The organism is Actinomycetota bacterium, from assembly GCA_040881665.1.
Classification (GTDB): domain Bacteria; phylum Actinomycetota; class UBA4738; order UBA4738; family HRBIN12; genus JBBDWR01.
In genome coordinates this window covers 309,364-322,416 of record JBBECT010000007.1, presented here as the reverse complement: position 1 = coordinate 322,416, position 13,053 = coordinate 309,364, and the positions used below count along the sequence as shown (strand labels likewise).

The following is a 13,053-nucleotide window of genomic DNA, read 5'->3' as shown; positions in this document are numbered from 1 at the left end:
GGTCAGTCCTCACCCACCTGCACGTCGGGAGGCCGTTCGATGCCGGCTCGCCCGATCGCCCACAGCAGCATCCCCGCGAGCGCGACCGCGATGAGCCCGAGCAGCCACCACGAGAGCGAGGACGCGCCGTCGGGGACGCCGAAGGCGGCGTTGAACACCGAGATGGTCGCGGTCCCGGCGAACACGACGCAGAACGCCCAGGCCCACCACCAGCGATCCTCGACGTTCTGACCGACGAGCACCATGAGCAGCGCGATCCCGATCGCCTGAACGCCTCCGATCCGCATCCACGCTCCGTCCGGGTGTGGCGCCTGATCGAGCACGTCGACGAACAGGACGCCGGGGGCGATCACGAGCGCCGCACCGAGCAGCGCGAGGGCGACCGCCTCCCAATACAGGACCCGTCGCAGGAACGTCATCGCCGGGCATCCTAGCGGCCGGGGACGCGACCGGGCTGCGACCTGCGGGTTTGGTAGGCTACGCGCCGCTGTATCGGGCATCGAAGGCGGCTCCCCCCGTGCGCCGGGCCCGTTCCGTAGTCAGACCCTCTAGTCCACGAGGTGGATGCATGACGAACGACCTCCGTGTCGCGGTGATCGGTATCGACTGCGGCGCGCCTCAGCTGCTGTTCAAGGATCTCGCGGCCGAGGTTCCCAACATCGCGAAGCTGATGGGCGAGGGGATGTACGGCACACTGGCGAGCATCACGCCTCCCATCACCGTTCCGGCATGGGCCTGCGCGATGACCGGATCGACCCCCGGACAGCTCGGGATCTACGGGTTCCGCAACCGCAAGGACCACACCTACGACGGCCTGTCGATCGCCCACAGTGGCTCGATCAAGGAGCCCGCCGTATGGGACAAGCTCGGCGAGGCGGGCAAGCGCTCGGTGCTGATCGGCGTTCCCCCGAGCTTCCCCCCACCGAAGGAGTTCCCCGGCTGGCGGGTCGGATGTTTCCTGACCCCGCCCTCTGCCGAGCATTTCGCCTACCCGCGGGAGCTCGAGGTCGAGATCACCGACGAGCTCGGCCCCGACAACCCCTACATCTTCGACATCCCGAACTTCCGCAAGGCGGGGTTCGACGTCACGCTCGACCAGGTCTTCAAGATGACCGAGCGCCGGTTCCAAGTGGGGCGTCGGCTGATCCAGAACAAGCCGTGGGACTTCTTCATGATCTGCGACATCGCGCTCGACCGTCTGCATCACGTGTTCTGGCAGTACTTCGACCCACGCCACCCCCTGTACGAAGAGGGGAACCGGTACGAGCAGGTGTTCCAGGAGTACTACCGGTTCCTCGACCAGCAGGTCGGTTCGTTGCTCGAGCTGATCCCCGACGACGCGGTGACGATGGTGATGTCCGACCACGGCGCGCGTCCGATGATGGGTGGCCTCTGCTTCAACGACTGGCTGATCCAGGAGGGCTACCTGAAGCTCGCCGAGCCCGTCTCGGAGCCCACGCCGATCTCGAAAGCCTCGGTCGACTGGACGAACACCGCAGTCTGGGGCGACGGCGGCTACTACGGGCGCTGTTTCCTCAACGTGAAGGGCCGCGAGCCCAACGGCACGGTCGACCCGGCCGAGTACGAGAACGTGCGCGACGAGCTGATCCGCAAGCTCGAGGCCGCGCCCGGACCCGATGGGCAGCCGCTCGGTACGAAGGTGTTCAAGCCCCAGGACGTCTATACGGAGGTGAAAGGCGTGGCACCGGACCTGATCGTCTACTTCGGGGATCTGGAGTGGCGGTCGGTCGGCTCGGTCGGCAATCCGAGCATCTACACCTACGAGAACGACACCGGTCCCGACGGGGCCAACCACGACCGTGACGGCATCTTCGTCATGGCCGGCCTGCCGGACCAGAAGACCGGCGAGGTCTCCGGACTCAACCTCGTGGACGTCGGCCCGACGATCCTCGACCTCTACGGCATCGAGGCGCCCGCGGGCGCCGTCGGAAGGAGCTTCCTGTGAGCGAGCAGCAAGGGTTCACCGTCTGGTTCACCGGCCTCTCGGGGTCGGGCAAGTCCACGATCGCCGAGATGCTGCTGCACGAGTTCCAGGCGCGCGGACTGAAGGCGGAGATCCTCGACGGCGATGTCGTTCGTCAGAACCTGTCGAAGGGGCTCGGCTTCTCGAAGGAAGACCGCGACACGAACATCGCGCGGATCGCGTTCGTCGCCGACCTGCTGACCCGCAACGGCGTCGCGACGATCTGCTGCCCGATCTCCCCGTACAAGGCGACACGCGACGACGCGCGCGAGCTGATCGGCGAGTTCGTCGAGGTCTACGTGCACGCGACGGTCGACGAGATCGCGGCCAACCGCGACCCGAAGGGCCTGTACAAGAAGGCGCTGGCCGGCGAGATCACCGGCTTCACCGGGGTGGATGACCCCTACGAGGTCCCCGAGAACCCCGAGCTCGTGGTCGACACGCTCGCCGAGAGCCCCGAGGACTCGCTGCAGAACGTGCTCAAGAAGCTCGCCGAGCTCGGCCGGATCGACGACGCCACCGTGCTCGTGGAGGGCGATCGGGCGCACTCCGGCCAGACCGACCTGCGCGTCACCGACTCGGGGAACGTCAAGAAAGAGCACTGACCGAGCGCAACCACCGGCGGGGTCTCTCCGCTGGTACCGTTGCACTATGGAACGCTTCGACGCCCGCCCGAGCCTGGGTGGGCGTTCTGCGTTCGTGGGTGGGTAGACGGCGAGCACGGGGGAGATGCCTGGCATGGAGTACGAGATCGGGATCGGCAAGACGGCGCGACGCGCCTACGGGTTCGACGAGGTCGCGATCGTGCCCAGCCGCAGGACCCGCGATCCCGACGACGTCGACATCTCCTGGCAGATCGACGCCTACAAGTTCGAGCTGCCGATGATGGCTTCGGCGATGGACGCCGCCGTCTCGCCGGCCGCCGCGATCGAGGTCGGCAAGCTCGGCGGCCTCGCGTGCCTCAACCTCGAGGGCCTGTGGACCCGCTACGAGGACCCCGACGCGGTCTACCAGGAGATCGCCGAGCTCCCGGAGGAGAAGGCCACGCGGCGGATGCAGGAGCTGTACGCCGAGCCGATCAAGGAGGACCTGATCGGGCGCAGGATCCGGGAGATCAAGGATGCGGGCGTGATCAGCTGCGCGTCGCTGACGCCCCAGCGGGTCGAGGCGTTCTCCAAGCTCGTCCTCGAGGCCGAGCTCGACATCCTCGTGATCCAGGGAACGGTGGTCTCGGCCGAGCACGTGTCGACCCACACAGAGCCGCTGAACCTGAAGCAGTTCATCGCGACGTTCGACCTGCCGGTGATCGTCGGCGGCTGCGCGAGCTATTCCACCGCCCTGCACCTGATGCGGACCGGCGCGGTCGGGGTGCTCGTCGGCGTCGGTCCGGGCAACGCGTGCACCTCGCGCGGCGTGCTCGGGATCGGCGTTCCCCAGGCGACGGCGATCGCCGATGCGGCGGCCGCCCGGCGGGAGCATCAGCACGAGACCGGCCGCTACTGCCACGTGATCGCCGACGGCGGGATGCGCACCGGCGGCGACATCTCGAAGGCGATCGCCTGCGGCGCCGACGCGGTGATGATCGGGTCGCCGCTCACCCGCGCCTACGAGGCGCCCGGTCGCGGGTACCACTGGGGTATGGCGACGTTCCATCCCACCTTGCCGCGCGGCGCTCGAGTGAAGACGAACCAGGTCGCGAGCATGCAGGAGATCCTGTCCGGCCCCGCCCACGAGAACGACGGGACGCTGAACCTGTTCGAGGCCCTGCGCACCTCGATGGCCACGACGGGCTACGCGAACGTCAAGGAGTTCCAGAAGGCCGAGCTCGTCGTCGCTCCCTCGATCAAGAGCGAGGGCAAGACCTATCAGACGGCACAGAACATCGGGATGGGCCACAAGACGTGAGCGACTCGTGAGCGACGCGCCGCGGCCGATCCTCGTCGTCGACCTCGGTGCGCAGTACGCCCAGCTGATCGCGCGGCGTATCCGTGAGTGCCACGTGTACTCCGAGATCGTCCCGCACGATGCGACCGCCGACGAGCTCCGCGCGAAGCGCCCGGCGGGGATCGTGCTGTCGGGAGGTCCCGCGTCGGTCTACACCGAGGGCGCGCCGGCCGTGGACCCGGAGGTGTTCGGGCTCGGGGTACCCGTCCTCGGCATCTGCTACGGACACCAGTTGATGGCGCGCGATCTCGGCGGCGAGGTCGCCCCGACGGGCCAGCGGGAGTACGGCGGCACGCGCATGCAGGTCGAGATCCCCGGCGTGCTGCTGGCGGACCAGGCGGGAGAGCGGACCGTGTGGATGAGTCACGGCGATGCGGTGACGCGCGCCCCCGACGGTTTCCGGGTCACGGCCCGAACCGAGCAGATCCCGATCGCCGCGATGGAGGATCCCGAACGCGGTCTGTACTCGGTGCAGTTCCACCCCGAGGTCTCCCACACCGATCGCGGGCAGGAGGTCTTCAAGCGGTTCTGCTACGACGGGTGCGGCCTGCTGCCCGACTGGACGCCGACGAACATCATCGACGACGCCGTGGAACGGATCCGCGCGCGGGTCGGTGACGCCGAGGTGCTCTGCGCGCTGTCGGGCGGCGTCGACTCCAGCGTCGCCGCACTGCTCGTGCACCGGGCGATCGGCGAGCAGCTCACCTGCGTGTTCGTCGATCACGGGCTCAACCGCGAGGGCGAACCCGAACAGGTCGAAGAGACGTTCGCCCGCCACTTCAAGGTGCCGCTCGTCCATGTGAAGGCCGCCGACCGATTCCTGGCCAAGCTCGCCGGTGTCACCGATCCCGAGACCAAGCGCAAGCTGATCGGCGAGGAGTTCATCCGGGTCTTCGAGGAGGTCGCGCGAGACCACACGGGGGCTCGGTTCCTCGTGCAGGGCACGCTGTACCCGGACGTGATCGAGAGCGGGTCGAAGACCGCGGCGAACATCAAGAGCCACCACAACGTGGGCGGGCTGCCCGAGGACATGGACTTCGAGCTGATCGAGCCGCTGCGCGACCTGTTCAAGGACGAGGTGCGCACTGTGGGCTCCGAGCTCGGTCTCCCCGAGGAGATCGTGCAGCGCCAGCCGTTCCCGGGCCCGGGCCTGGCGGTGCGGATCGTGGGCGAGGTCACCCCGGCGAACCTCGCGATGGTTCGCGGCGCCGACCACATCGTCCGTGAGGAGATCCGCCGCGCCGACCTCGAAGGAGCGACGTGGCAGGCGTTCTGCGTGCTCCTGGCCGACGTGCAGTCGGTCGGCGTGATGGGGGACGGGCGCACCTACGAACATCCGGTGATCGTGCGGGCGGTGACGAGCGAGGACGCGATGACGGCCGACTGGGCGCGGCTGCCCGCCGAGGTGCTCGACACGATCGCGAACCGGATCGTCCGCGAGGTTCCCGGCGTGAACAGGGTCGCCTACGACGTCACGAGCAAGCCACCCGGCACGATCGAGTGGGAGTAGCTCGCCTAGGTCACCCGGTCGGCCGTGACGATCAATCGCTCGGCGCTGGAGAACATCGGATGGCAGGTCGTCAGCACCAGGGTCGGTTCCTCAGTTTGCTCCAGTACCCGTCCCGACCCCTCGGACGGGATCACGAACACCCGTGTCACCTCGTAGTCGAACGTTCCGAACCGCGTCCGCAGACGGATCGCGTCGCCCCGGTCGAGGTCATCGAGGTCCTGGAACGGATGCAGGTACGTCGTTCGGTGACCGGCGATCCCTACCCTCCCACGGTCCTCCCAGGGCATGGCCGTCTCGACGTAGTGTCCGGGACCCTTCTTCAGGTCCTCGATGCCGGTTCCCTGCACGACGACCATGTCGAGGTCGATCTTCGGGATCTGGATCTGCGCGACGGCGCTCCCGGGTGGGGGTCTGCTCGCGTCCGTGCCGGGCGCCGGAACGGTCGGATCGTCGACGATCTGTTGTTCGAAGCTCGAGCGGAGCTCCTGTTGCGCGGCCGCGGTCTCGATCCCGGTCCCGTACAGGACCCACCACACGTACCCGGCGATACCCGCCGCGGCGATCAGCAGGGCGGAGCCGATGATCCGCAGCCAGAAGCCGGGCGGTCGGGGCGCCGGACGAACCGAGGGTCCGGGCGCCGGTAGCACGTCGGGATCGGCCGACACGGCATCCTCGAGGGTCGTGGTCGCGTCTGGAGGTTCGCGACCTGGAGGAACGAGGGTACGAGGGGCGGTCCACGAGGGCAACGGATCGTCCCGGCTCCTCCCCGGTTCGTCCCTGCCCGCGGGGTATCGTCGCCGCGTGCGGAGCCGAGCACGATGAGCGCCCAACACCCTGCGATCGAGCCGACCGACGGGCCGCAGCCGGCCTGGATCGAGCGGTGGCCCCCGCCCTCCTACTGGGTCCGGGTCTCGGTCGCGGTCGGCCTGACGCTGTTCGTGTTGTCCCGGGTCCGCGACGCCGAGCACGTCGTGATCCTGCTGCTGGTCGCGATCGTCCTAGCGGTGGGCATGGACCCCGCGGTCCGGATCCTGTCCCGGCGGGTGCATATGCGCCGTGGACTCGCGGTGCTCACGATCTTCATCCTCGCGTTCGCGGCGATGACGCTGTTCGCGTTCCTCGTGATCCCTCCGTTGATCAGCCAGATCACCGAGCTCGCCAAGAGCATCCCGCACATCGCCGGCGACCTATCGAACGCGGGCGGGCCGATCGACGACCTGATCGGCAGCGACAAGGTGCAGCAAGAGATCCAGTCGTTCGTCGACAAGGTTCCCTCGCTGATCTCGAGCTCGTTCGGATCGATCCTCGGCATCACCGGCAAGATCGCCGGCGCGATCTTCAACGTGCTCACCCTGTCGATCCTGACGATCTATTTCATGCTGATGCTGCCCAAGATGCGATCGGGCGCGGCGCTGCTGTTCGCCCGCCCCCGGCGCGCCCAGGCCGAGCGCATCATGGACCGGTCGATCCAGCGGATCGGCGGCTACGTGTCGAGCATGGTCGTCCTGTCGGTGGTCACCGCGATCGTGACGGGAGTGGTGCTCGAGCTGCTCGGGGTGCCCTACGCGGTGCCGCTCGCCCTGTGGGCCGGGATCGCCAGCGTGATCCCGGTGGTCGGGGCCTACATCGGCGGGATCCCGGCGATCGCGGTCGCGTTCAGCGGCTCGACGTTCGACGGGATCGCGGCGATCGCGTTCTTCCTCGTGTGGCAGCAGGTGCGCGACTACGTGATCAGTCCCCGGATCCAGGGCGACAGCGTCGATCTGTCGGCGGCGGCCGTGGTCGTCGCGACCTTGATCGGCGGAAGCATCGAGGGCTTCCTCGGCGTGTTGCTCGCGCTGCCGATCGCGGCGACCCTGAAGGTCGTGATCAACGACGTGTTCCTCGACCGCCGTCGCCGCGAGGCCGAGGCCGACGCCGACGCCGACGCTGACGCTTCCGACGGCATCGCGACCGACCCGGCCGCGCCCGACACTGGCTGACCCGGCGTCCGACACGGGCTGACCCGGCGTCCGACACGGGCTGACCCGGCGTCCGTCGCATCCGGGCGCGTCCCTCGCCGCGCGTAGGATGGGCGCGTGACCCCGGAAACCCCCCAACCGTCCCTCGAGGGCATCGGCGTGGACGAAGGCCGTCGGAGCCCCCTGCTCGACGGGCTCAACGATGTGCAGGCCGAGGCCGTCTTGCACACGGAGGGGCCGGTGCTGATCGTCGCGGGCGCCGGCTCGGGCAAGACCCGAGCCCTGACCAACAGGATCGCCTATCTGATCCGCGAACGGCGTGTCTCGCCCGGTTCGGTGCTCGCGATCACGTTCACGAACAAGGCGGCGAACGAGATGGCCTCGCGTGTCGAGGGCCTGCTCGGCGGGCGCGTGGCCAAGGGCATGTGGATCCTCACGTTCCACTCCGCGTGCGCACGGATGCTGCGGCGCGAGCACGAGCATCTCGGGTTGCCGTCGAGCTTCACGATCTACGACGACGGCGACACCGAACGATTGCTCGCACAGGTTCTCAAAGATGCGAACGCCGACCCCAAGCGGTTCGCGCCCCGTGCCGTCGCCGCGGCGATCGGACGGGCGAAGGACAACGTGACCGACGCCGAGACCTACGCCCGTGCTGCCGGGACCTTCTTCGAGCAGGTGGTGGCCGAGGCCTACACCGAGTACGAGAAGCGCAAGCACGCGGCCGGCGCGCTCGACTTCGACGACCTGATCGCGCTGGTCGTGCGCCTGTTCCGCGAGCACCCGGAGGTGCTCGAGCACTACCAGGAGCGGTTCCGCTACGTCATGATCGACGAGTACCAGGACACGAACCGAGCGCAGTACGAGCTCGTGAACCTGCTCGCCGCGAAGTACCGCAACGTCTGTGTAGTGGGCGACGCCGACCAGGGTGTCTACAGCTGGCGCGGGGCGACGATCGCGAACCTCCTCGACTTCGAACGCGACTATCCCGACGCCGCGGTGTTCCTGATGGAACAGAACTACCGGTCGACGCAGAACATCCTCGCGATCGCGAACGCGTTGATCGAGCACAACGTGCAGCGCAAGCCCAAGAGCCTGTGGTCGGAGATCGCAGGCGGGGATCTGGCGGTGCGCTACCTGGCCAACGACGAGCACGAGGAGGCCGCGTTCGTCGCCGAGGAGGTCCAGCGCCTGAGCACCGAGGAGGGCCATCGGTACGCCGACATCGCGGTCTTCTACCGGATCAACGCGCAGTCGCGTGTCCTCGAGGACACGTTCCTGCGCGCGGGCATCCCCTACAAGGTCGTCGGGGGCGTGCGCTTCTACCAGCGGCGCGAGATCAAGGACGTGCTCGCCTACCTCCGGTTGCTCGTGAACCCGCAGGACGTCGTGTCCGCCCGGCGCGTGATCAACGCTCCCAAGCGCGGGATCGGCGACGCGACGGTCGCCGCGCTGGAGTCGTTCGCCGCCGACGAACAGATCCCGTTCCTCCTGGCGTGCCGGCGCGTGGACGAGATCTCCACGCTCGCCGCTCGTGCGAAGGGCGCCGTCGCGGGGTTCGTCGAGATCATGGACAAGCTCGCCGCGGCGCACGCCGACGGCGCCGGTCCCGCGCGGATGGTCGACGCCGCGTCGGAGGAGTCCGGCTACCTGTTCGAGCTTCAGGCCGACCGCACGATCGAGGCCGAGGGACGTATCGAGAACCTCCGCGAGCTCGTCGGGGTCGCGGCCGAGTTCGAGCAGCGCGACCCGGACGGATCCCTGCCGGACTTCCTCGAGTCGGTCGCGCTGGTCGGCGAGCAGGACGAGTACGACGGCGACACCTCGACGGTGACGCTGATGACGATGCACAACGCGAAGGGCCTGGAGTTCCCGATCGTGTTCATCGTCGGCCTGGAGGACGGCGTGTTCCCGCACTACCGGTCGATGGGCGACGCGAACCAGCTCGAGGAGGAACGTCGCCTCGCCTACGTCGGCGTGACCCGCGCACAGCAGCGTCTCTACCTCTGCCACGCGTGGAGCCGCACGCTGTTCGGACAGACGAGCTATAACCCGCCGAGCCGGTTCCTCGGCGAGCTGCCGGAGGACCTCATCGAGTCGATCGAGTCCGAGAGCACGAGCCGTACCTGGGGGCGCCGCGACCCCGAGCCCATCGCTCAGCGTTCCGGAGGCGGCGGGATGAGCGGACTCGCGGGAACCTTCAGCGCGGCGAACGCCGTCGCGTCCGGCCGTGGTGTCGCTCAACCCAAGCGCGAGGTCGTCGACGTGGCAGCCGGCGATACGGTCGTCCACGAGCGCTGGGGGGAAGGCGTCGTCCTGGACATCCAGGGCCGCGGACAGGAGGTCCAGGCCACGGTCCGGTTCGAGCAGGTGGGGGAGAAACGCCTGCTCCTCGCCTACGCCCCGATCACGAAGAAGGCGGACTAGCCCCGGAGGGCGAAGAAGCCGGCGACGAGGATCAGGATGCCTGCGACGAGCGGGGCGACGACCCAGGCGACGCCCATCCGCCCCCGGAACGGTCCGAGCGTGCCGACCTTCGTGGTCTGCTTGAGCCCGGGTGGTCGGAAGCGGATCCGTTTGCTCCCCATGGTGGCGAGTGTACGAGCGGACGCCTAGGCCGACAGGCGGTCGAGGACGTTGCGGGTGATCCGTCGCACCGCTGCGTCTCCGCCCTCGATCCCGTAGGCCCAATCGGTGCAGCCCGCGGTGAACACCGTGCCGCCGTTCGGGACACCGAAGGTGCCGATCACCGCATGGTTGTTCGTCACGTGTCGCGCGTGCTGCTCCCAGTCCTCGCCCCACAGCGCCATCGCGACGTGCTCGAGCTCGCCGGGCTCGTGGGAATAGCGGCTCGGTTGCTCGTCCTGCTTCCAGAGCCGGGCCGGCGCGGTCGCGAGGACCTCGAGGCTCTCGGGGGCCGCGTCGGCGTGGGTGGGAACGGGCAGACCGTCCACCAACTGGAGCTCGCAGCCGTCCAGCTCGTAGGCCGCGATGGTGTCGGCCCCGCCGAGCAGATCGCCGTAGCGGAGGTCGGATCCCTCGAAGGCCCAGTGATCCGGACGCCACACCGTGAAGCCGCCGGAGGCCCGCGGGACGCCGAGCCCGTAGCGCGAGTACCCGCCGCGGGTGAACGACAGCCCCGTCATCGCGTTCTCGGGACGGGCGATCCGGCGGTCGGACCATGCCCCCGAGAGCCGCCGCTCGTCGTCCGTGCCGATCACGGGGTCGTCGTCGGCCCCGTATTTGAAGCAGGTCATCGCGCGGAACCCGTCTGCGGGGCGAACCTGCCAATAGGACGTGTTCCCCGTGAGGAAGACGGCGTTCCCCCCGTCCGCAACGAAGCCCTCGACCGCGTCGCGCATCGCCCACGACCAGTACTCGTCGTGGCCGACCGACGCGTAGAGTCGGTGGCCCTCCAGTACCTCGGGATGCAGCTCGAGGTCCTGCGAGACGGCGATGTCGACCGCGAATCCCTCGGCCTGTGCCCACGCCAGGAACGGTCGTTCCCAGTTCCACCACCCGCTGCCACCGCTCCACACCGACAGGCCGTTCGGTTCGGCCCATTCGAAGTAGTAGCGGGCCTCGCGGTCGGGATCGGGCTGGGTCTTCTTGCGCGCCGGTTCGGGTTTGTGGACGAAGCCGGTCGCGAGCGGGCGGTCGAACGAGACGCGTGTTCCGCCGGTGTACAGGGACGGCCCGCCCCAATCGTTGTAGGCGTTGTAGGTCGCGGTGGACAACACGAGCACGATCGGCGCCGGGTCCGCGGGATCGGGTCGGACGACGAAGAACGTCTCGGCCCGCTCGTCGCCCGCCGAGACGGTCACCGTGTACATGCCCGAGCGGTCCGGCGCCTCGACCGAGGCGGCCGGCTCCCAGTCGCAGCCTCCGGCCGAGGCGTCGTCCGGGATCGCCTGCGGCGCTGCCACGATGCCCTCGAGCTGCCGGACGATCTCGGGCGTGGCTCCTTCACGGCGGACGGCGACATCGACCCGGTCCGCGTCGCTCGAGATCCGCAGACCGACGCGTTCCCCGGGGCGGTAGCTCTGCGGCCAGACGTAGGCTTCAACCATCGGCGAGGAGTCTAGGGCGTTTCGCTACACTGCCCGCGCCATGCCCCGGCGCACCCGAGTGATCGTCGCGAAGCCGGGCCTCGACGGGCACGACCGCGGGGCCAAGATCATCGCGCGCGCCCTGCGTGACGGAGGCTTCGAGGTGATCTACACAGGTCTGCACCAGACGCCCGAACAGATCGCCGAGACCGCGATCCAGGAGGACGCCGCCGCGGTCGGCCTTTCCTCGCACTCCGGCGCGCACATGACCCTGTTCCCGAAGGTGGTGCAGCAGCTCCGCGCGCGCGGCGCCGAGGATGTCGTGGTGTTCGGCGGAGGGATCGTCCCCGCCGAGGACATCGAGCAGCTCGAGACCGCGGGGATCGAGAAGATCTTCACCCCGGGGGCCAGCACCACCGACATCGTGGACTGGCTGCACGAACGCCTCGACTAGGAGACCGATGGACCTCTACGAGCATCAAGGCAAGGAACTCTTCGCGCGGCACGGGATCCCCGTTCCCCGCGGCATCGTGGCCGAGGCCGTCGACGAGGCCCGCGCGGCCGCCCGCGAGCTGGGTGGCGGCGGCGTCGTCAAGGTGCAGGTGCAGGCCGGCGGCCGGGGCAAGGCCGGGGGTGTCGTCGTCGCCGGGACGGTCGAGGAAGTCGCCGACGCCGCGGGAACGATGCTCGGCACCGAGTTCAAGGGTCTGCCCGTCACCCGGGTCCTCGTCGAGGAGCTGCTGCCGATCGCGCAGGAGTTCTACACGTCGATCCTGCTCGACCGATCGACGAAGGACTACCTCGCGATGCTCACGGCCGAGGGCGGGATGGACATCGAGACCCTCGCGGAGGAACGGCCCGAGGCGATCCGGCGCGTGCACATCGACGCGATGCTGGGCCTGCGCGGTTACCACACGCTGCGGCTGACCGGAACCCTGCCCACCGAGGCGCGTGCGGGGGCCACCGACATCCTCCACCGCCTGTGGTCGGTGCTCCGCGACGCGGACGCGACCCTCGTCGAGGTGAACCCGCTCGTCCTGCTGACCGACGGGCGGGTTGTCGCGCTCGACGCGAAGGTCACCGTCGACGACAACGCGCTGTACCGCCAGGCGGAGATCGAGGGGTTGAAGGACTCGTTCCCGGTCGATCCCGTCGAGCAGCGGGCGCAGGACGCCGGTCTGCAGTACGTGAAGCTCGACGGCACGGTGGGGATCATCGGCAACGGCGCGGGTCTGGTTATGTCCACGCTCGACGTCGTCGACCAGGCGGGAGCCAAGGCCGCGAACTTCCTCGACGTCGGGGGCGGCGCGAGCGCCGAGTCGATGGCGACCTCCCTCGAGGTGATCCTGTCCGATCCGAGCGTGCGGTCGGTCTTGATCAACATCTTCGGCGGCATCACGCGGGGCGACCTGATCGCGCACGGGATCCTCGGGGCGCTCGAGAAGGTCGAGGCGAAGGTGCCCCTGGTGGTTCGGCTGGACGGCACGAACGCGGAAGAGGGACGGCGGATCCTCACGGAGGCCGCGAACCCGAAGATCGTTCCGGCCGCCACGATGCTCGAGGCGGCGCAGCAGGCCGCCGATCTGGCGAAAGCGGGGGTGTGAG

12 protein-coding genes are annotated in these 13,053 nt (G+C 68.9%); 8 read left to right on the top strand and 4 right to left on the bottom strand.

The features are described 5' to 3' along the window. Positions 1-2 precede the first annotated feature (2 nt). The gene (locus WEF05_11715) at positions 3-419 is read right to left on the bottom strand and encodes a hypothetical protein (protein ID MEX1102547.1); all 417 of its coding nucleotides are present in this window, start codon (positions 417-419) and stop codon (positions 3-5) included. Between the two features lie 149 nt (positions 420-568). Here WEF05_11715 and WEF05_11710 point away from each other — a divergent pair, with 149 nt between their 5' ends. The 4 genes from WEF05_11710 to guaA all read left to right on the top strand — a co-directional run bounded on the left by WEF05_11710 (position 569) and on the right by guaA (position 5,438). Beyond that, positions 569-1,966 (top strand): alkaline phosphatase family protein, encoded by a 1,398-nt coding sequence (locus tag WEF05_11710; protein ID MEX1102546.1) that lies wholly within the window; start codon positions 569-571, stop codon positions 1,964-1,966. After that, on the top strand, positions 1,963-2,589 hold the full coding sequence (gene cysC / locus WEF05_11705) for an adenylyl-sulfate kinase (protein MEX1102545.1): 627 nt from the start codon (positions 1,963-1,965) through the stop codon (positions 2,587-2,589). Before WEF05_11710 ends, cysC begins: the two co-directional genes overlap by 4 nt. Before the next feature lie 133 nt (positions 2,590-2,722). Then, on the top strand, positions 2,723-3,889 hold the full coding sequence (locus WEF05_11700; protein MEX1102544.1) for a GuaB3 family IMP dehydrogenase-related protein: 1,167 nt from the start codon (positions 2,723-2,725) through the stop codon (positions 3,887-3,889). Between the two features lie 7 nt (positions 3,890-3,896). Then, positions 3,897-5,438: a glutamine-hydrolyzing GMP synthase gene (guaA, locus tag WEF05_11695; protein ID MEX1102543.1), complete on the top strand. Its 1,542-nt coding sequence runs from the start codon at positions 3,897-3,899 to the stop codon at positions 5,436-5,438. Positions 5,439-5,443: 5 nt separating this feature from the next. Here the strand turns inward: guaA and WEF05_11690 are convergent, their stop codons facing one another. Continuing rightward, entirely contained in the window at positions 5,444-6,103 is a 660-nt protein-coding gene (locus WEF05_11690) for a sortase (protein MEX1102542.1), read from the bottom strand. 153 nt (positions 6,104-6,256) lie between these two features. On the opposite strand from WEF05_11690, the gene WEF05_11685 reads away from it, so the two are divergent. Then, positions 6,257-7,420, top strand: a complete 1,164-nt coding sequence (locus WEF05_11685) for an AI-2E family transporter (GenBank protein ID MEX1102541.1) — start codon at positions 6,257-6,259, stop codon at positions 7,418-7,420. Between the two features lie 96 nt (positions 7,421-7,516). Continuing rightward, entirely contained in the window at positions 7,517-9,826 is a 2,310-nt protein-coding gene (pcrA, locus tag WEF05_11680; protein ID MEX1102540.1) for a DNA helicase PcrA, read from the top strand. Here the strand turns inward: pcrA and WEF05_11675 are convergent. Together WEF05_11675 and WEF05_11670 are read right to left on the bottom strand one after the other, a co-directional pair. After that, a complete protein-coding gene (locus WEF05_11675; protein ID MEX1102539.1) occupies positions 9,823-9,987 on the bottom strand; it encodes a hypothetical protein in 165 nt (54 codons plus the stop codon). The two genes, pcrA and WEF05_11675, sit on opposite strands and share 4 nt — an antisense overlap. Positions 9,988-10,011: 24 nt before the next feature. Beyond that, positions 10,012-11,469 carry a N,N-dimethylformamidase beta subunit family domain-containing protein gene (locus WEF05_11670; GenBank protein MEX1102538.1) on the bottom strand — a complete coding sequence of 486 codons (1,458 nt, stop codon included), beginning with the start codon at positions 11,467-11,469 and terminating at the stop codon, positions 10,012-10,014. Between the two features lie 40 nt (positions 11,470-11,509). Between WEF05_11670 and WEF05_11665 the strand changes: the two genes are divergently transcribed. Next, positions 11,510-11,902 carry a cobalamin B12-binding domain-containing protein gene (locus WEF05_11665; GenBank protein MEX1102537.1) on the top strand — a complete coding sequence of 131 codons (393 nt, stop codon included), beginning with the start codon at positions 11,510-11,512 and terminating at the stop codon, positions 11,900-11,902. A 7-nt stretch (positions 11,903-11,909) separates the two neighbouring features. After that, complete coding sequence (gene sucC, locus WEF05_11660) at positions 11,910-13,052, top strand: ADP-forming succinate--CoA ligase subunit beta (protein ID MEX1102536.1); 1,143 nt, start codon at positions 11,910-11,912, stop codon at positions 13,050-13,052. The last annotated feature ends 1 nt before the right edge of the window (position 13,053 follow it).